Annotated in this window: 14 protein-coding genes; 1 reads left to right on the forward strand and 13 read right to left on the reverse strand. The window is 62.1% G+C overall.

The window, feature by feature from the left end:
• Positions 1-26 precede the first annotated feature (26 nt).
• The 10 genes from ACP7C6_RS29020 to ACP7C6_RS29065 all read right to left on the reverse strand — a co-directional run bounded on the left by ACP7C6_RS29020 (position 27) and on the right by ACP7C6_RS29065 (position 11,675).
• The gene (locus tag ACP7C6_RS29020; protein WP_028615866.1) at positions 27-1,580 is read right to left on the reverse strand and encodes a sugar ABC transporter ATP-binding protein; all 1,554 of its coding nucleotides are present in this window, start codon (positions 1,578-1,580) and stop codon (positions 27-29) included.
• A 64-nt stretch (positions 1,581-1,644) separates the two neighbouring features.
• Complete coding sequence (locus ACP7C6_RS29025; protein ID WP_122727614.1) at positions 1,645-2,574, reverse strand: sugar ABC transporter substrate-binding protein; 930 nt, start codon at positions 2,572-2,574, stop codon at positions 1,645-1,647.
• 48 nt (positions 2,575-2,622) lie between these two features.
• The gene (locus ACP7C6_RS29030; protein WP_163002101.1) at positions 2,623-2,799 is read right to left on the reverse strand and encodes a hypothetical protein; all 177 of its coding nucleotides are present in this window, start codon (positions 2,797-2,799) and stop codon (positions 2,623-2,625) included.
• A 127-nt stretch (positions 2,800-2,926) separates the two neighbouring features.
• The gene (locus tag ACP7C6_RS29035; RefSeq protein ID WP_028615864.1) at positions 2,927-3,955 is read right to left on the reverse strand and encodes a Gfo/Idh/MocA family protein; all 1,029 of its coding nucleotides are present in this window, start codon (positions 3,953-3,955) and stop codon (positions 2,927-2,929) included.
• Between the two features lie 153 nt (positions 3,956-4,108).
• Positions 4,109-5,119, reverse strand: coding sequence for a Gfo/Idh/MocA family protein (locus ACP7C6_RS29040; protein WP_236318712.1), 1,011 nt, complete (start codon positions 5,117-5,119; stop codon positions 4,109-4,111).
• A gap of 19 nt (positions 5,120-5,138) precedes the next feature.
• Complete coding sequence (gene iolD, locus ACP7C6_RS29045; protein WP_426109576.1) at positions 5,139-7,070, reverse strand: 3D-(3,5/4)-trihydroxycyclohexane-1,2-dione acylhydrolase (decyclizing); 1,932 nt, start codon at positions 7,068-7,070, stop codon at positions 5,139-5,141.
• Between the two features lie 10 nt (positions 7,071-7,080).
• On the reverse strand, positions 7,081-7,896 hold the full coding sequence (locus ACP7C6_RS29050; RefSeq protein ID WP_028615861.1) for a TIM barrel protein: 816 nt from the start codon (positions 7,894-7,896) through the stop codon (positions 7,081-7,083).
• A 29-nt stretch (positions 7,897-7,925) separates the two neighbouring features.
• Positions 7,926-8,714: a 5-deoxy-glucuronate isomerase gene (gene iolB / locus ACP7C6_RS29055; protein ID WP_426109577.1), complete on the reverse strand. Its 789-nt coding sequence runs from the start codon at positions 8,712-8,714 to the stop codon at positions 7,926-7,928.
• A 3-nt stretch (positions 8,715-8,717) separates the two neighbouring features.
• Complete coding sequence (iolE, locus tag ACP7C6_RS29060) at positions 8,718-9,605, reverse strand: myo-inosose-2 dehydratase (protein WP_426109578.1); 888 nt, start codon at positions 9,603-9,605, stop codon at positions 8,718-8,720.
• Between the two features lie 132 nt (positions 9,606-9,737).
• The gene (locus ACP7C6_RS29065; RefSeq protein WP_426109579.1) at positions 9,738-11,675 is read right to left on the reverse strand and encodes a bifunctional 5-dehydro-2-deoxygluconokinase/5-dehydro-2-deoxyphosphogluconate aldolase; all 1,938 of its coding nucleotides are present in this window, start codon (positions 11,673-11,675) and stop codon (positions 9,738-9,740) included.
• A gap of 284 nt (positions 11,676-11,959) precedes the next feature.
• Here ACP7C6_RS29065 and ACP7C6_RS29070 point away from each other — a divergent pair, with 284 nt between their 5' ends.
• On the forward strand, positions 11,960-12,868 hold the full coding sequence (locus tag ACP7C6_RS29070; protein ID WP_028615857.1) for a MurR/RpiR family transcriptional regulator: 909 nt from the start codon (positions 11,960-11,962) through the stop codon (positions 12,866-12,868).
• On the opposite strand, the gene ACP7C6_RS29075 is transcribed toward ACP7C6_RS29070, so the two are convergent.
• From ACP7C6_RS29075 to ACP7C6_RS29085, 3 genes are read right to left on the reverse strand one after another with little or no spacing between them, the layout of a single operon-like run.
• Positions 12,798-15,956: an efflux RND transporter permease subunit gene (locus tag ACP7C6_RS29075; protein WP_426109580.1), complete on the reverse strand. Its 3,159-nt coding sequence runs from the start codon at positions 15,954-15,956 to the stop codon at positions 12,798-12,800. The two genes, ACP7C6_RS29070 and ACP7C6_RS29075, sit on opposite strands and share 71 nt — an antisense overlap.
• Positions 15,953-17,131: an efflux RND transporter periplasmic adaptor subunit gene (locus ACP7C6_RS29080; protein WP_028615855.1), complete on the reverse strand. Its 1,179-nt coding sequence runs from the start codon at positions 17,129-17,131 to the stop codon at positions 15,953-15,955. Before ACP7C6_RS29080 ends, ACP7C6_RS29075 begins: the two co-directional genes overlap by 4 nt.
• Positions 17,124-18,353: a TolC family protein gene (locus tag ACP7C6_RS29085; RefSeq protein ID WP_426109581.1), complete on the reverse strand. Its 1,230-nt coding sequence runs from the start codon at positions 18,351-18,353 to the stop codon at positions 17,124-17,126. The genes ACP7C6_RS29080 and ACP7C6_RS29085 overlap by 8 nt, the downstream gene beginning before the upstream one ends.
• Positions 18,354-18,394: the final 41 nt, after the last annotated feature.

The raw sequence follows: 18,394 nt of genomic DNA on the forward strand, positions 1-18,394 counted from the left end.
AGCCCATCACCTTCTTATTCTGTACGTCAGTGGACTGCCGTCATCCCGGAGGCCAACTGCATGACTTTTTCCTGGGTCGCTTCGCTGCGGTCCAGGGTGCCCATCAATTCGCCTTCGTGCATCACCATGACCCGATCACTCATGCCCAGCACTTCGGGCAATTCGGAGGAGATCATGATCACGGCCATGCCTTCGCTGGCGAGGAATGAGATCAATCGGTAGATCTCGGCCTTGGCGCCCACGTCGATGCCACGGGTGGGTTCATCGAGGATCAGCAGCCGCGGGTTAGTCATCAGCCAGCGCGCCAACAAGGCCTTCTGCTGATTACCACCGGACAAGGTGTCGATACACTGCTCAAGCGACGGGGTTTTCACTCGCAGCTTCTTGCACATGTCTTCACACAGCGCACGCAGGGCTTTCTGCTGGATAAAGCCGTTGCCGGAGTAATGCGGCAGCACGGCCATTTCCATGTTTTCCAGGACCGACAGGCACGGGAACAGGCCACTGAGCTTGCGATCCTCAGTCAACAGCGCGAAGCCCTTTTCGATGGCCATGTGCGGGTCGGTGATGCGCACCGCCTTGCCATCCAGGGTGATCTCGCCGCTGCTGCTGGGCGTGATGCCAAAAATGGTTTCTGCCACGTTGGTACGGCCCGAGCCCATCAGCCCGGCGATACCGAGGATTTCACCGGCGTGCAGATCGAACGATACGTCCTTGAACACGCCATCCAGTGTCAGGTCGCGCACCGTCAGCAACAGGTCGCCGATGGGCGTCTCGCGCACCGGGAACAACTGGCTCAGCTCACGGCCGACCATCATCGAGATCAGGCTGTCGCTGTTCATGCTGTCGGCACGTTGCAGGCCGATGTAGTGGCCGTCGCGGAATACCGCCACTTCATCGGCGATGGCAAACACTTCGTTCATTTTGTGGGTGATGTAGACAATGCCTTTGCCCTGGGACTTGAGGTCGGCAATGATCGAAAAGAGGTGGGCCACTTCCTTCTCGGTAATGGCCGAGGTCGGCTCATCCATGATCAGGATGTCGGAGTCATAGGACACGGCCTTGGCAATCTCGACCATCTGCCGCTCGGCGATGCTCAGGTTGCCCACATGTTCCTCAGGGTCCAGGTTGATGCGCAGGCGCGCCAGCAACTCGGCGGTGCAGCGGTGCATTTCGCGGTGATTGACCATGTGCAGGCTGTTGAGCTGCTCACGACCGATCCAGATGTTCTCGGCAATGCTCATGTGCGGCATCAGGTTGAGTTCCTGGTGGATCATCGCGATCCCGGCCTTCTGGGCCGCCAGGGGGGTTTCAAACACGATCGGCTTGCCACGCAGGCGGATTTCCCCGGCGTCGGGCTGGTAGATGCCGGCGATGATTTTCATCAGCGTCGACTTGCCCGCACCGTTCTCGCCCATCAGCGCCAGCACGGTGCCGGGGCGCACCCGTAGTTGCACGTCGGCCAGGGCCACGACGCCGGGAAAGCCTTTGCTGATGTTGACGATTTCCAGCAGGTAGGGTTCTTCCAGCGGCTGGGGCTGAAGACCGGGAGGCTGCGAGACAGTCGCTTGAGCGAGCATAGGGAAGTACTCCATCTGCAGGGCGGCCAAGACCGCCCTGCCGGCTTATTGTTGTTATGCAGGGCTATTTGAAGTCTTTGACGTTGTCCGGGGTGATCAGCTGGAACGGGATCACCACGTTCTGCTCGAAAGGCTCGTTCTTGGCCATCTTGCGCGCCGTTTCCACCGACTTGTCGGCCTGGCCCTTGGCATCCTGGAAGGCCGACACCGTCATGTCACCCTTGGTGATCGCGTTCAGGCCATCCGGCGTACCATCGACACCGGCGATCAACACGCCCTTCTTGCCCGCCGATTTGAGGGCCATGGACGCGCCGATGGCCATTTCATCGTTGTTGGCCAACACCGCGTTGAACTCGCGGCCCTGAGTCAGCCAGTCGTTGACCAGGGTCATGCCCTTGTCACGTAGCCAGATACCGGTCTGTTCCTGCTCGATCTTGATGCCTGGGTACTTAGTCAGGACTTCCTTCACACCCTTGGTACGGTTGGTGGTGGAGTTGTTTGCCAGGTCACCCAGCAGGATCACGATGTTGCCTTTGCCGCCAAGCTTTTCGGCGATGTACTGCATCTGCAGCTTGCCCGCCTCGACGTCGTCGGACGTCACCGCCGCGACGCCTGGGGCCAATGTCGCGCTGTCAGGACGACGGTTGACGAACACCAGCGGGATTTTCGCTGCGGTGGCGGCCTTGATGATGTTGGCCGTCGACGCGGTGTCCACCGGGTTGACGATGATCGCGTCGACTTTCTGGCTGATAAAGTTCTCGACCTGGCTCAGTTGCTTGACCACGTCGGCACGCGCGTCTTCGAACTGCAATTGCACGCCATCCCCCTTGGGATAGGACTTGGCTTGCTTGTCCATGTCTTCGCGCAGGTAGGTCAGGAAGGTGTCATCGAAGGCGGACATGCTCACGCCTATCTTGAGGTCAGCAGCCGAGGCAACACCGCTGGCGAGCAGCATGGACAGGGCCAGCGCGGTAAAACGGATCGGGGTCTTCATGAACGGTCTGTCTCCACTTTCTTGTTGGTTTTTTGGACGTTGCGTTTATCAGAGCTCGGCAGGCAGCCGGACGACCGGTGCGCCTGGAATGCAGCACACCAGCGCGCCTTTGTTTTCGACGCACAGCACATTAAGGAAGGAGAAGTAGAACGGCCGGGCGCGGGGCAGACCGCGTGGCGCAAGAGTGGGGCGTAAAACTCGCAGTACAGCGTTGAAGATTTTCATCTGACGGTACCTGGTTGTTTTTGATCTTGTTTTTGTTGAGTCGCGCGGGTCGGGCCCGAACGTACTTTATGCAACCTGGAAAAGACTTTATTGGAAAATAATTTCCATATCAACCTGTTTTAGAATTTTATTCTATTTTTGTTGAAACCACCTGCTGACGCTCGGCGCTGAGGCGTGCGGCGTCCAATATACGGGTGGTTTCCAAGGCGTCACAGGCGTCCACTGGCAACGGTCCCTGCCCTTGCACGGCCAGTTGCAACTGCCGATAGAACTGCGTCCAGCAGCCCTTCTCCGAGGGTACTCGCTCACGCTCAGAACCTTGTTCGAACCAGCCCCAGCGTCGATGCTCTTCGGCCCCCCAGTGCTCGCCTTCGGTTTTCGGCGACTTGCCGGCCATTAGCGCCTCTTCCTGACCGTCCAGGCCTTCGACGGTGTAACAGCCTGCGCTGCCACTGACGCGAAAACGCGGTGCCTGGCTGTTTTGCAAGGCGTTGCCCCACAGATGGGAGATCACGCCGTTGGCATGAGTCAGGGAGACAAAGAAGCCGTGATCCACCGTGGGGTGTTCGGCGGTGTAATGCAGCTGGGCGAACACTCGATCTACCGGGCCGAACAGTTGCAAGGCCTGGTCGACCAAATGGCTGCCCAAGTCGCGCAGCCAGCCACCACCGCTGGCGTTACCTACGGCTTGCGGGCTGTAGCGTTCCACGCGGGATTCAAAGCGGCTGATTTTGCCCAGGGCGCCGGCGTCGATGAGTTTGCGCAGGGTGAGGTAGTCCGAATCCCAACGCCGGTTCTGGTACACACTGAGCAGCGTGCCCTGGCGCTCGGCCGCGGTGATCAGCGCTTGGGCCTGTTCGGCGTTGGCGGCGAAGGGTTTGTCGCTGACCACGGTAACGCCGTGCTCGATGGCTTCCAGCACCAGGGCCGGGCGGCCTTTGAGGGTGGTGGAGATGACCAGGGCGTCGACACCCGCCTCGACGATCTGGCCGATGGAATCGAAAGCCTTGAGACCGGGATGGTCAGTCGCCAACTGCTGGCGGCGTTCAGGTGAGCGAGTAACGACGCCAACAAACGTAGCGCCGGGCAGCGTTGCAATCAGCGGCGCATGGAAGAAGCGCCCTCCATGGCCGTAGCCAACCAGTCCAATTCTCATACAAACACTCCTAATTTAAACTGGAAACCCAATTCAACTGTGGGAGCTGGCTTGCCTGCGATAGCAGTGTGTCAGGCAATGAATCTGACACTGATGAACCGCCATCGCAGGCAAGCCAGCTCCCACAGTTTTTGACCGGGTTTCTCCAGTGAATCAGCCGTAGAAGCGCGGGCGATCCGGCAGGCTCACCTTCACAATCTGCTCACTGTTCTGCGCCTCGATGCACGCATCCGCCGCCACTGCCGCCGCAAAGCCATCCCACGCCGAAGGCCCGCCGACCTGGCCGGCGCGCACGCTGTCGATGAACGCCTGCAACTCCACGTCATAGGCGCCGATAAACCGGTCCTTCCAATCCATCAGGATCGCGTTGGACAGCTTCGCTTCACTGCGCAGTTGCACCTGGGACGGCTCCGGCAGCTTGGCGATGCCGGTCTCCCCCACCACTTCGCACTGGATGTCGTAGCCGTACTGGCAGTTCACAAACACTTCCACATCGATGCGCGTGCCCTTGGCGGTTTCCAGCAGCACGATCTGCGGGTCACGCAGGTGCGCCAAGGCCTTGCTGGACTTGCGCGGGAACACCACTTGCACCGACACGTAGTCGTCGTTGAGCAGCCAACGCAACACATCCAGCTCGTGGATCAGGGTGTCGGTGATCGCCATGTCGGTCTTGTAGTTCTCACCTACCGTGGGGTTGCGGTGTGCGCAATGCAGCATCAGCGGTTCGCCGATCTGGCCGCTATCGATCACGGCTTTGAGGGCGCGATAGCCTTCGTCGTAGGGGCGCATGAAACCGACCTGCACCAGGCGTTTGCCGAAGGCCACTTCGGCATCGACGATCTTGCGGCAACCTTCGGCGGTGACCGCCAGCGGTTTTTCGCAGAACACCGGCTTGCCGGCGGCGATGGCGGCGAGCACGAACTCTTCGTGGCTCGGGCCCCAGGAGGTGACGAGTACCGCTTCGACTTCCGGGGAGTTGATCAGCGCATGGCCGTCGGCGTACACCTCGGCGCTGATGTTCAAGTCAGCCACCACCTTGGCGGCCTGCTCCAGGTTGATGTCGGTCACCGCCACCACCTGGCTGTTGAGCAAGGTCTGGCTGCAACGACGGATATGGTCCCGGCCGATAGCGCCTGTACCGATGACACCGAGCTTCAAAGACATACAAACACTCCTCTTGTGATTAGTACTGCCGGGCCTTCGCCAGGTGTTCATTGAGTTTTTTCGCGGCGGCATTCGTGCGTTCGCTGGTGGAGACCTGCGCCACGCCCACTCGCCACCACGACAGGTAGCCGTGGATCATGGTCTTGGGCAGCACCTTGATATCGATCAGCGTGGACACCGTCTGCGTACGCGCATCGGCCAGCGCGGCTTGCAGCTGTTCCACGCTGCTGACCTTGTAGGTCTTGCAGCCATAGGCCGCTGCGCTCATGGCAAAGTCCACCGTCACCAGGCCACCGTCGAGCTTGCCGCTCTCGGGGTTGCGGTAGCGGAATTCGGTGCCGAAGCTGTCCATGCCATTGCCGATCTGCAGGTTGTTGATGCAGCCGAAGGCCATGTTATCGAGCAGCACCACGTTGATCTTGCGGCGCTCCTGGATCGAGGTGGCCAGCTCCGAGTGCAGCATCATGTAGGAGCCGTCACCGACCAGGGCGTAGACCTCTTTGCTCGGTTCGGCGAGTTTCACGCCCAGGGCGGCGTTGATCTCGTAGCCCATGCACGAATAGCCGTACTCGACGTGGTAGGTGTTCACGCCCTTGCTGCGCCAGGCTCGCTGCAGGTCGCCGGGCAGGCTGCCGGCGGCGGCGACGATGATGGCGTCGTCGGCCAGGGTTTCATTCAATACACCCAGCACGCGGCTCTGGGTCAGGCACGAGCCCGTCAGCTCGATAAATTCACGCAGCACCGCGCGGTCCAGGTGGTCGTCGACCTCAGGCACAAAACCGTCGCCGGCATATTCGACCTGATGCACACGGTCCACTTCGGCCTCCAACTGCGCCTTGGCCTCGCTGATCTGCTCACCCCAACCGGAACGGTAATCGCCAAGGGCATCTGCCAGTGCCTCCAAGGCGATCTGCGCGTCGGCCAACACCTGCACGCCATCCAGTTTCAAGGCGTCGCAGGGGCTGATATTGAGGTTAAGAAACTTAACGTCTGCGTGCTTGAACAGCGATTTGGACGAGGTGGTGAAGTCGGTGTAGCGCGTGCCGATCCCAATGATCAGGTCCGCTTCGGGCGCCAGCAGATTCGCCGCCAGGCAGCCGGTTTCACCGATCCCGCCGACGTTCAGCGGATGCTTGGAAACCACGGCGCTCTTGCCCGCCTGGGTTTCCGCGAAGGGAATATCAAACCGTTCGGCAAAGGCTTGCAGCGCGGCATTGGCGCCGGAGTACTTCACCCCACCACCGCAGATGATCAGCGGCTTGCGCTTGCCGCGGAACGCCGCCAATGCATCACTGATCATCGCGGCGGTCGCCGGGCGACGGTCGATGCGATGCACGCGTTTCTGCAGGAAATAATCCGGATAATCCCAGGCCTCGGCCTGCACGTCCTGGGGCAATGCCAGGGTCACCGCGCCGGTCTCGGCCGGGTCGGTAAGCACGCGCATGGCGTGGATGGCGGCGGTCATCAACTGCTCGGGGCGGTTGATGCGGTCCCAGTACTTGCTGACCGAGCGGAAGGCATCGTTGGTGCTGATGCTCAAGTCGTGGAACTGCTCGATCTGTTGCAGCACCGGGTCAGGCTGGCGGCTGGCGTACACATCGCCGGGCAACAGCAACAACGGGATACGGTTGGCCGTGGCGGTCGCGGCGGCTGTCAGCATATTGGCGGCGCCAGGGCCGACGGAGGCCGTACACGCGTAGATCTTGCGGCGCAGATGCTGCTTGGCGAAACCGATGGCAGCGTGGGCCATGCCCTGCTCGTTGCGGCCCTGGTGCACCACCAGGTCGCCGGCGTCTTGTTCCAGGGCCTGACCCAGGCCCAGCACATTGCCGTGGCCGAAAATCGTGAACACTCCGGCGACGAACTTGCTCTGCACGCCATCGACTTCGATGTATTGGTTGTCCAGGAACTTCACCAGGGCCTGGGCCATGGTCAGTCTTGTTGTGGTCATCTCGCGCCCCTTATCGTTTCTGCAGGTGGGCGATGCTTGCCCCCAACGCCTGCTGGATATCCGCCAATGCATGCACGCTCTCGGCAAACGGTTCGAATGACAGGTAGCCGCTGTAGCCGGTGCTGAGCAAGGTGTCGATCTGTGCGGCGTTACCCAGGATGTCGCCCTCGCCCACCAGCACGCGGTGGCCGTCGCGAATCGAACTGAGCGGCGCCTCGCTATCTTCCACGCCGGAGATATGCACCAGCCCGGTCAACTCCGGGAAGAACTCATGTTCGCTGGCCAGGTGATGATGGAAGGTGTCGTGCACCAGACGGAACACATCCAGGCCGCCGATGGACTTGATCGCCTCCACCGCCACGCGCTTGCGCCGCAGGGCACACTCTTCAAAACCCAGGGGCTCGATAAAGCCGAGAATCCCGTAGTCGCGCAGGATCGGCGCCAACTCGCTCAAGGCCGTGCGCAAACCGGCGGCACGCTGGGCTTCATTGCGCGTGTCGCCCGGCTCATTGAGCGGGCACATCACCAGGCCCTGGGCGCCGCATTCACGGGCGTAGGTCGCCAGTGTGATTGCCTGGGCCCGACGCTCGTCGTTCCACACATCAAAAGGGTACAGCGCGTTGATCGACAGCACGGTAATGCCCTGCACCGCGCACAGTTCACGCACGCGGCTGGCCGGGGTGCCGAATTCGATCTGCTTGTCGGCCAGGTCGTTGCGAATCTCGATCGCATCGCATTTGAGCGTTGCGGCCAACTGGATGAAATCCGGCAGGGACAGGTTGGGAGCGACCATGCGGTTAAGGGCGAAACGTAGAGGCGACTTCATTTATTGTTGTTCTCCGTCCAAACCGCTGATTAAAGGTCCAGCAGCCAGCTGTGCTGCGGGTCGTTGTGGAAATGCCAGGCACGCTTGGGGCCGGCCATTACGTTCAGGTAATAGGATTCGTAGCCATAGGGCACGCTGACTGGGTGATAACCCTTGGGCACCACCACCAGGTCGCTGTTTTCCACGGCCATGGCCTGGTCGATGCTGCGGTCGTCGGTGTAGACGCGCTGGAACACGAAGCCCTGGGGCGGGTTGATCTGGTGGTAGTAGGTTTCTTCCAGGAAGCTCTGGTGCGGCAGGTCGTCGGTGTCGTGCTTGTGTGGGGGGTAGCTCGACGAATGCCCGGACGGCGTGCGCACTTCCACCACCAGCAGCGAATGGGCCGGCTCGCTGTCAGGCAGGATGTCGCACACGTAGCGGGTGTTGGCGCCCTTGCCACGTACGCTGCGCTTGCAGTTTTCGGGGCGGATCAGGCGTGGCTCGTAGCCCTCGGTGCCAGGCGCCGCGCACACGGCAATCTGCACGTCGCTCAACGCCGTGACCTGGGCATCGGTGCCCGGCGGCAGGTAGGCGGCGAACGGCGATTTGTCTTCAAACACCGATTGGCGATCACCCAGGTTCTGCCAGTTGAAGCCTTCGCCTTGGATGTTCACCCGGCCACTGAGCAGAACCAGGCACAGTTCTTTATCACCGGCGCTGACCGGCAGGGTTTCCCCCAGGCTCAGGCGGTAGGCGGAAAAACCCACGTACTCCAGGCTCCCGGCTTCCAGGGCGACCATGGTCTGGCCGCGTTTGCTGCTTTTGACCAACAAGCTCATCACTCAAGTCCTCTCGTTGAGAAGCGCGCGCAAAGTGTCATAGCCTTTCTTCGCGTAGATATAGCTGGGGGCTACTGCCGGGTCCTGCTCGGCTTCCACCACCAGCCAGCCCTCGTAGTGGGCAGCCAACAGCACGTCGAGCAATTCGGCGAAGTCGATATCGCCATCGCCGGGCACGGTGAAAGTGCCGTTGACGATACAGTCGGGGAAGCTCCACATCTGGTTACGCGCCAGTTGCACCACCGGTTTGCGCACGTCCTTGAAGTGCACATGGCAAATGCGCTCAATGTGTTTGCGCAGCACCTCGATAGGTTCGCCGCCGCCCATGTAGCAGTGACCCGAGTCAAACAGCAGGCCGACTTCAGGGCCGGTGCGGCGCATCAGTTGGTCGATGTCTTCCGGGGATTCGACATAGGCGCCCATGTGGTGGTGGTACGCCAGGCGCACGCCCTGGGACAGGGTGAAGCGCGCCAGTTCAGTGAGCTTGTCGGCGTAGTCCTGCCAGGCCTGTTCGCTGTGAAAGCGCGGGCGTTCGATCAGGCGGATCCGCGAGCCCTGGATCGAATCGGCCACCTCGCCGTAGACCAGTACCGTGGCGCCATTCTGCTTGAGCAACTCGACATGCCCGGCGATGGCCTCGATCTCCTCAGCCACCGAGCGCCGGGCCAGGCGGCTGGAGTACCAGCCGGAAACCAGCGCCAAATCATAAGGGCGCAAAACATCGCCGACGCCCTTGGCGTCCTTGGGGAACTTGCCGTTGAGTTCAAAACCTTCGTAGCCGATTTCCTTGCCTTCGCTCAGGGCGGTGCTCAAGGGGGTTTCACCGCCCAGGGCCGGCAGGTCGTCGTTGCTCCAGGAGATCGGGTTGATGCCAATTCGGATTGCGGGCATGGCTGCACCTTTTTGTTGTTGTCTGGTTTCATCTTTTGGCTGACATCAATCTTTGTAGGAGTCCGGCTTGCCGGCGATAGCGGTCTTTAAGGCCCCATCGCCGGCAAGCCGGACTCCTACAGGGGGGTGGTGTCAGTCCCTGGCTTGGCGCCAGGCGTTAATGAGCTGTTCGAAGGTGGCCTGCACCTGCTGGATCAAGGTCTCGTCATCGATCTCCCCCGCCATCCACGCGCGGCTCGGTTCCTGGAAGATCGTGCGGCCCACGGCAAACCCGCGGCAGGTGGTGCTCTGGCTGGCCTGCTGGAAGCCGTCGGCGAGAAATTCCGCCGACGCATTCAGGCCCAACAACACCACGCCACGGCAGTACGGATCGCGCTCCTCGATCAGTTCGTCGAGCTTTTTCCAGTCTTCGGCCGATTGCGCCTCGATCTTCCACCACGCCGGGTAGATACCCAGGTTGTACAGGCGCTTGAGGCTGCGGTAGAGCACATCCGGGTAGGTGGACGGATGATCCTTGGGCGGGATGACTTCCAGCAGCAGTTCATGACCGCTGACAATCGACGCCTCATATACCGCCTTGAGTTGTGCCTCCTGCTCCAGGCGCAGCATCGGCTCGTCATCCGGGTGGAATTGCACCAGGCACTTGATGATCTGTTCTTGGGGCCAGGCGATCAGGTTGCTGCCCACTGAACGGCCATGTTCGAAGGCCAGTGGCCGTGAGTTCTGCACTTCCACCGGGCGCGCGATCCACCAGCCACGACCACTGGCGGCGTTGAGCGCGTCCTGGCCGAAGCGTTGGTCGGCAAGCAGGCCGACGTCGGCTTCCACCCCTTGCTCGGCGAGTTTTTTCTCGACGCGTTCGATGGCCTGGGTAAACAGTTGCTTGGCATCGCTGATGCGCGCCGGGTCCTGGCCGCCCTTTTGCGCCAGGTCCACCAGTTGCCAGCGGTGATCGAAGGCAAACACGAACAATTGCTTCCAGGCCTTGCGCGGCACCGTCACGCGGTGCAGACGTTGCAGGGTCACGTCCTGGTCCGGGCGGGTAATCGGCACCGGGCTGTTGAACAGGTATTCCAGCTCCGCCGGCGTCGGCATGGCCGGAGCGCAAGCGTGGCGTGAGACGACCAGGCCGCCACAGGCGTTGGCCAACTGGCTGCAACGCTCGTCACTCGCGTCGTTGAGCCAGCCGCTGAGGAAACCCGACATGAACGCATCGCCGGCGCCCAATACGTTGAGCACTTCAACCCGCACACCGGGGTAGATGGCACCGTCTTCCAGCCGCGCTGGAATAGCGCCGTGGATCACCGTGCAACCCTGCGGACCAAGCTTGACCACCAGGGTCGCCGGGGTCAGTTCGCGCACCTTACGCAACGCGGTGAGCAAGTCTTCACTGCCGCCCGCGATGAGGAATTCTTCTTCGGTGCCGACGATCAAATCGAAGCGCGGCAGGATGGTCTGCACGTGCTGGCTGACATTCTGGTCGGCGACAAACCGGGTTTCGCCATCGGCCTTGCCCGCCAGGCCCCACAGCACCGGGCGGTAGTCGATATCCAGCACGCGCTTGACGTTGTGCTTGGCCGCGTAGTCCAGGGCCTGGATGCTGGCCTTGTACACGCCGTCGGTGGAGAAATGCGTGCCGGTGATCAGCAGCGCCTTGCTGGAGGCAATAAAGGCTTCGCTGATGTCTTCGGCGCGCAGGGCCATGTCGGCGCAGTTTTCGCGGTAGAACACCAGGGGGAAGGTTTCGCGGTCCTTGAGGCCGAGCAACACCAGGGCGGTTAGGCGTTCCGCGTCGACCTTGATGCCGCTGACGTCACAGCCTTCGCGGGCCAGGGACTCCACCAGGAAGCGCCCCATATGGTCGTCGCCGACCCGGCTCAACATCGCCGACTTGAGCCCCAGCCTGGCGGTGCCGAAGGCGATGTTGGCGGAGGACCCGCCGAGGTACTTGGCGAAGCTGGACACGTCCTCAAGCCGCGCACCCACTTGCTGTGCATAAAGGTCGACGCCCAGGCGCCCGAGGCAAATCAGATCCAATTGACGCCCACTGGCAAAACGAGTCTGGCCCATGCTGGCTCCTGTTATTTTTATCAGCCTGCGTTGTGCCGACGTGGCGACGGCAAACGCTCTTGGTGGGAGCAGACTAGAACGTCCGGCGACACCAATCAATATTTATTCCAGATATTTTTTCATTGGAATATTTTTTCCATTAAGCTTGTACAGAGCCAGTCCCACTACAGTGCATCGTTTCAGCAGGCCACGCCGGCCGTGATGCCGGGGTATTTTTTTGCGCCTACCCTGTAGACTTGCGCCACCCATCAGCGCAACAGACAACAACGCCAGAAGGATTGCCCATGTCCCGCACCGATCCCGAGACCACCCTGGAAGACACTCTCGCCAGCCCTCCGATCAATGCCGAGCGCCTGTTGCAGCTGATCACCGACGAATACGAGAGCCTGCCGCGCCAGCTCAAGCGCATCGCCAGCTACATGAGCCAACAGAGCGACCGGATCATGGTCGACCGCATCAGCGACATCGCCCGCGAGTGCGAGGTGCACCCGTCGGCCATCGTGCGCTTCTCGCAACGCTTCGGGTTCAGTGGCTTCAGTGAGATGCAGGCGTTGTTCCGCGAGGCCTACACCCACAAGACCACGCCGGTGCAGAACTACCAGCAACGCATCCGCAGCATGATCGCCAACAAGTCGCAGAAGGCCAGCGGCGGCGACCTGGCGCGCGAATGCGTCAACGCGACCTTGTCGGGTATCGAGCGCCTGGGGCTGGAGCTGGATGATGTCGCGTTCGACAAAGCCGTGGACCTGGTGGTGAATGCCGACAATATCTACGTAGTCGGCGTGCGCCGCTCTTTTGCGGTGGCCGATTACCTGGTCTACAACCTGCAGCACACCAACAAGCGCATCCACCTGATCTCAGGCCTGGGCGGCAGCTACCGCGAGCAGATGCGCAGCGTGCGCGCCAATGACCTGGTGATTGCGATCAGCTTTACGCCCTACGGCAAAGAGACCCAGCACTGTCTGCGCATCGCCCAGCACCACCAGGCCAAGACCCTGATCATCACCGACAGCAACCTGTCGCCCCTGGCCAAGCGGGCGAACGCCGTGCTGTTGGTGAATGAAGGCTCGTCGTTTGCCTTCCGCTCGTTGAGCGCCACCCTGTGCCTGTGCCAGGCGTTGTTTATTGCGGTGGCGTATCGGTTGGAATTGAAGGTGGATGAGATTCATGAGCAGGTTGGATTTGATGACTGAGCATCAACCGATAGGCCGCCGGAATCACAAACAGCGACAACAACGGCGCCGTGAGCATCCCGCCGATCATCGGCGCGGCGATGCGGCTCATCACTTCGCTGCCGGTGCCGCCGTCCAGCAGGATCGGCAACAAGCCCGCGATGATCACCGCCACGGTCATCGCCTTGGGCCGTACCCGCAGCACCGCGCCTTCGGTGATGGCGGCCAGCAGATCCCCATCCTTGCGATCAGCCCAGGCGTTTTTCAGGTACAGCAGCATGATCACGCCGAACTCCGCCGACACACCGGCCAGCGCGATAAACCCCACGCCCGTCGCCACCGACAAGTTGAAACCCAGCCCGTAAAGCAACCACACCCCGCCCGTCAGTGCGAACGGCAAAGTCGCCAGGATCAGCAGCGCTTCGTCCGCGCGGCGGAAGGTCAGGTACAGCAGCACGAAGATGATCAGCAAAGTCGCCGGCACCACTAGTTTCAGGCGTTGATTGGCCCGTTCCAGAAATTCGAACTGCCCCGAATAGCTGAGGCTCATGCCCGGTTGGAGCTGCACCTGCTGGTTGATTACCGCGCGCAGATCCTTCACCACCGATGCCAGGTCGCGGTCGCGCACGTCGATGTAGACCCAGCCGGAAGGCCGTGCGTTTTCGCTCTTGAGCATCGGCGGGCCGTCGCTCACCTTGACCTTGGCCACCGTGCCCAGGGTGGTTTGACTGCCTGACGGCGTGTAGATCGGCAAGTCTGCCAAGGCCGTCACCGAGTCGCGCCATTCCTTTGGATAGCGCAGGCTGATCGGGAAGCGCGCCAGGCCTTCCACGGTTTCGCCAATGGTTTCCCCGCCGATGGCACCCGACACAATCGACTGCACATCGGCGATGTTCAGTCCGTATTGCGCGGCCGCTGCCCGGTCGATATCCACGTCGATGTAACGCCCGCCGGTCAAGCGTTCGGCAAAGGCTGAACTGACGCCCGGCACACCCTTGGCGACCTTTTCCACCGCCTGGGTCACTGCGTCGATCTGCATCAGGCTGGTACCGGCCACCTTCACGCCGACCGGGCTTTTCACGCCGGTGGCAAGCATGTCGATGCGGTTGCGGATCGGCGGGATCCAGATGTTGGTCAGGCCCGGCACCTGCACCACGCGGTCGAGCTCCTTCACCAGTTTGTCCGGGGTCATACCGGGGCGCCATTGGTCACGGGGCTTGAACTCGATAGTGGTCTCGAACATTTCCAGCGGGGCCGGGTCAGTGGCTGTTTCGGCGCGACCGGCCTTGCCGAACACGTGTGCCACTTCGGGTACGGTCTTGATCAGCCGGTCGGTGCGTTGCAACAACTCACCCGCCGTTTGCGTCGACAGCCCCGGCAGTGCCGAGGGCATGTACAGCAAGTCCCCTTCGTCCAGCGGCGGCAAAAATTCACCGCCCAGTTTCGAGATCGGCCACACCGCACTGGCGACCACCAGCAACGCTACCACCAGGGTCAGGCGCGGCCGACGCAGCACCGCCTCCAGTGCAGGCTGGTAGAGCTTGATCAGGCCGCGATTGAGCGGGTTACGCTGCTCATCCGGAATGCGCCCGCGAATCCAGTAGCCCATCAGCACCGGGATCAAGGTCACCGACAAACCGGCGGCGGCCGCCATGGCGTAGGTCTTGGTGTAGGCCAGCGGGCCGAACAAGCGACCTTCCTGGGCCTGCAAGGTGAACACCGGAATGAACGACAAGGTGATGATCAACAGGCAGAAAAACAGCGCCGGGCCGACCTCTACCGCCGCGTCGGTCATCACCTGCCAATGGTCTTCGCCCTTGAGCTCACGACCCGGATTGGCGTGGTGCCAGGCTTCGAGTTTCTTGTGGGCGTTTTCGATCATCACCACCGCCGCGTCGACCATCGCGCCGATGGCAATCGCGATGCCGCCCAGGGACATGATGTTGGCGTTGATGCCCTGGAAGCGCATGACGATAAACGCGATCAACACCCCCACCGGCAGCGAGATGATCGCCACCAGGGATGAGCGCAGGTGCCACAGGAAAATCCCGCAGACCAGCGCCACCACCACGAACTCTTCCAGCAGCTTGTGGCTGAGGTTGTCCACGGCGCGGTCGATGAGTTTGCTGCGGTCGTAGGTGGTGACGATCTCCACGCCGGGCGGCAGGCTGCTTTTCAGTTGTTCCAGCTTGGCCTTGACCGCAGCGATGGCTTCACGGGCATTCTTGCCACTGCGCAGGATCAGTACACCGCCCACCGCCTCGCCTTCGCCGTCCAGCTCGCTGACGCCCCGACGCAGGTCCGGGCCCAACTGAATGGTTGCCACGTCGCCAAGCGTAACGGGCACATTTTTCGCGTCCAGCCGCAAGGGAATCCCGCGAAAATCCTGCAGCGACTTGAGGTAGCCGGACGCCCGCACCATGTACTCGGACTCACCCATGTTCAGCACCGAGCCGCCGGTTTCCTGGTTGGCTTTGCCGATGGCCTCCACCACCTGTGCCTGGGTAATGCCGCGATTGGCCAGGGCCAGCGGATCGAGCTGCACCTGGTACTGCTTGACCTGGCCACCGATGGTCGCGACTTCGGCCACATTGGGCAGGGTCTTGAGTTCGAACTTGAGGAACCAGTCCTGCAAGGCGCGCAACTGCGCCAGGTCATGCTGGCCGCTGCGGTCTACCAGTGCGTACTGGTAGATCCAGCCGACGCCAGTGGCGTCCGGACCCAGCGCTGGCTTGGCCGATACGGGCAAGCGCGCCTGCAACTGGCTGAGGTATTCCAGCACCCGCGAACGCGCCCAATACAGGTCGGTGCCTTCGTCGAACAGCACATAGACGTAGCTGTCGCCGAAAAAGGAAAACCCGCGCACGGTCTTGGCGCCCGGCACCGAAAGCATGGTGGTGGTCATCGGGTAGGTGACCTGGTTTTCCACGATCTGCGGCGCCTGGCCGGGATACGGCGTGCGGATGATCACCTGCACATCGGAGAGGTCCGGCAGTGCATCGACCGGCGTGTTTTGCACCGCCCAGATGCCCCAAGCCGTGACAAACAACGTCGCGAGCACTACCAGAAAACGGTTGGCGACTGACCAACGAATCAATAAGGCGATCATGGTTGGATAATCCCGCGCAAACTGGCTTCAGAATCCAGCAGGAATTGACCGGACGCGACCACCTGCTGGCCTTCCTGCAAACCGCTGCGGATCACCGTCATCTCCTGGCTTTCAGCGCCGACCTCGACGTCCACCGGGCGGTAATGCCCGCCCTCCTCGGCCAGCATCACCAACGTGCGTTTACCGGTACGGATCAACGCTTCGCTGGGCACCTGCAGCACGGATTGCGCGGAAGATTGCGCCAAACGCACTTGGGCCGTCATGCCGGGGCGCAAGGTGCCATCGGCATTGGGCAGTTCAACGCGAACCTGCACGGTACGGCTGTCGCCGGCGATCGTCGGCAAAATAGCACTGACGGTGCCCTTGACGGTTTGCCCCGGCAGCCCGACAAAGCGGCTTTCCACCGCTTGCCCCACAGCCAGCGCAGCACCTTGAGCTTGCGGCACAGCAACCTGCAACCACAGGCGATCCAGGCCATTGATGCGCGCCAGGCTCTGCCCCGCCGCCATCGTCATGCCTTCGCGCACGTCGAGGGTTTGCACCACGCCGCCGATGGGGCTGGCGACGGTCAATACCGATTGCACACGGCCGCTTCGCTCCATCTGCGCGATCAACCCGGCGGGCATACCGCTAAGGCGCAAACGCTGGCGCGCAGCCGCCAACAGACGCGCATCCGCGCTACGGCGCAAGGCCAGGAACTCTTCCTGGGCCGCCGCCCATTCGGGTATCAACAGGTCAGCCAGAGGCGCACCGGCCTTGAGCACGTCGCCCGGCGCGCGGTCATACACCCGCTCGACAAAACCACTGGCCCGCGCCTGTACCACGGCGACGTCACGCTCGTTAAAGGCGAGGATGCCAGACAGCTCCAGCGTGGACGCCAACACGCCACGGGTTACCGTTGCCAGGCGCACACCGAGGTTCTGCGCCACACGGGGGTCGATCTGCACAGCGGCGCTGCCTGCAGCGCCTTCGGCATAACGCGGCACCAATTGCATGTCCATGAAAGGCGACTTGCCGGGTTTGTCGAATTTCTGCTGCGGGTACATCGGGTCATACCAGTACAGCGCCGGTTTGTTGTCGGCCATGGCCGCGACCGGAGCCGGTGCCTGCGCAAGCCAGTAACCGGCGCCCAGGCCACCGCCCAACAACGCCACCGCGAGGAGTCGATTAATCATGGGAGGCTTCTCCGTAGGCGAAATACAGCTGCGCGCCAACCAGGGCACGTTGCTCGAGGGCATCGATCTGCTTGAAACGCGCTTCGACCAGCTCACGTCGGGCGCCGACCAGGTTGAGCAAGTCACCCTTGCCAGCGCGATAACCGGCCAAGCTCAGCGCGACCTTCTCTTCGGCCAGGGGCACCAGGCTGTCCTGGCTGCGCTGCACGGCGCGGTCCAGACGCTGGTATTGCGCGAGGTCATCATCCCGTTGCTGGGTGTGTTCGCGGGTGACCGCTTCGCGCTCGGCATCCAGCTGATCCAGCTCGGCTTGCTTGGCGGCGATCCCGGGGTTTTGCCGACGGCCGGGGAAGATCGGCAGGTCGAAACTCAATTGCAGGCTGACCATATCGCCGTATTCACGGCCACGGTGCTGGTAGTCCACTTCCCAACTCCAGTCCGAAGTCTTTTGCGCCTTGGCTTCGCGCAACCGCGCTTCGGCCTCGCGGGTGCGCGGCGCAAAAGCTTGCAGTTCAGGGTGTTGATGCAGGTTGTAACGCCCGTCGATGGGCCAATTGGGCAACTGGCCGCTGGGTGCTTCATTGGCGGCTGGACCGATCCAGCGCTTGAGCGCCGCGCGGGCCTGGGCGCGTTGCTGGACCAGTTCATCTTCGCGTCCGGCCAGTTCGGCGGCTTCCTGTCGTGGTATCACCGCATCCGAGGGCTGGCCGCGACCACCGGCCAATTGCGCACGCACGCTGTCTTGCAGCAGGCGGTTCTGCTGGTAGAAGTCCTTGAACAAGGCCTCCTTGCGTTCCACCGCATAGGCACGGATCCAGGCCTGGGCCGTGGCCTGGCGCACGTTCAGGCGCTCGATCCGACCTTCGGCCGCGGTGCGCTCCACCGTGGCATCGGCCAGCTCGATACGCGCCTTGCGCTTGTCGCGGCTGGGCACCTGCTGTTGGATACCGATCATTTGTTCAGTCATGTCATCGCCATACAACGTGCCGCGATTGGGCCCACCGATGGGGAAGTTCTGCAGGCCAACCACCAGCTTCGGATCTGGCAGTTCGCCCGCCGGGATCGCCGCCTGGGTCGCGGCTTGCAGCTTGGCCGACTCAGCAGCGAGCGACGGTGCGTTGTTCTGCGCCAGGCGCAGGGCGTCGTCCAGGGTCAGCGCACTCGCCCACGCCGGCCACGCCAGCACGCCCACCACCAGGGCGCGCAAGTAGAAGGGATTCATGTTGAAAATTCCTGTTCCGTTGCGCTGCGCGCCGCATTACG

Source organism: Pseudomonas sp. TWR1-1-4, assembly GCF_049897165.1.
Lineage (GTDB): Bacteria > Pseudomonadota > Gammaproteobacteria > Pseudomonadales > Pseudomonadaceae > Aquipseudomonas > Aquipseudomonas canadensis.

What these genes read in the sequence shown, in the direction of transcription:
- ACP7C6_RS29065 (WP_426109579.1), bottom strand. Translation starts at nt 11,675, where the DNA reads ATGGGCCAGACTCGTTTTGCCAGTGGGCGTCAATTGGATCTGATTTGC.
- iolD (WP_426109576.1), bottom strand. Translation starts at nt 7,070, where the DNA reads ATGACCACAACAAGACTGACCATGGCCCAGGCCCTGGTGAAGTTCCTG.
- ACP7C6_RS29040 (WP_236318712.1), bottom strand. Translation starts at nt 5,119, where the DNA reads ATGTCTTTGAAGCTCGGTGTCATCGGTACAGGCGCTATCGGCCGGGAC.
- iolE (WP_426109578.1), bottom strand. Translation starts at nt 9,605, where the DNA reads ATGCCCGCAATCCGAATTGGCATCAACCCGATCTCCTGGAGCAACGAC.
- ACP7C6_RS29035 (WP_028615864.1), bottom strand. Translation starts at nt 3,955, where the DNA reads ATGAGAATTGGACTGGTTGGCTACGGCCATGGAGGGCGCTTCTTCCAT.
- ACP7C6_RS29075 (WP_426109580.1), bottom strand. Translation starts at nt 15,956, where the DNA reads ATGATCGCCTTATTGATTCGTTGGTCAGTCGCCAACCGTTTTCTGGTA.
- ACP7C6_RS29050 (WP_028615861.1), bottom strand. Translation starts at nt 7,896, where the DNA reads ATGAAGTCGCCTCTACGTTTCGCCCTTAACCGCATGGTCGCTCCCAAC.
- iolB (WP_426109577.1), bottom strand. Translation starts at nt 8,714, where the DNA reads ATGAGCTTGTTGGTCAAAAGCAGCAAACGCGGCCAGACCATGGTCGCC.
- ACP7C6_RS29085 (WP_426109581.1), bottom strand. Translation starts at nt 18,353, where the DNA reads ATGAATCCCTTCTACTTGCGCGCCCTGGTGGTGGGCGTGCTGGCGTGG.
- ACP7C6_RS29070 (WP_028615857.1), top strand. Translation starts at nt 11,960, where the DNA reads ATGTCCCGCACCGATCCCGAGACCACCCTGGAAGACACTCTCGCCAGC.
- ACP7C6_RS29020 (WP_028615866.1), bottom strand. Translation starts at nt 1,580, where the DNA reads ATGCTCGCTCAAGCGACTGTCTCGCAGCCTCCCGGTCTTCAGCCCCAG.
- ACP7C6_RS29025 (WP_122727614.1), bottom strand. Translation starts at nt 2,574, where the DNA reads ATGAAGACCCCGATCCGTTTTACCGCGCTGGCCCTGTCCATGCTGCTC.
- ACP7C6_RS29030 (WP_163002101.1), bottom strand. Translation starts at nt 2,799, where the DNA reads ATGAAAATCTTCAACGCTGTACTGCGAGTTTTACGCCCCACTCTTGCG.
- ACP7C6_RS29080 (WP_028615855.1), bottom strand. Translation starts at nt 17,131, where the DNA reads ATGATTAATCGACTCCTCGCGGTGGCGTTGTTGGGCGGTGGCCTGGGC.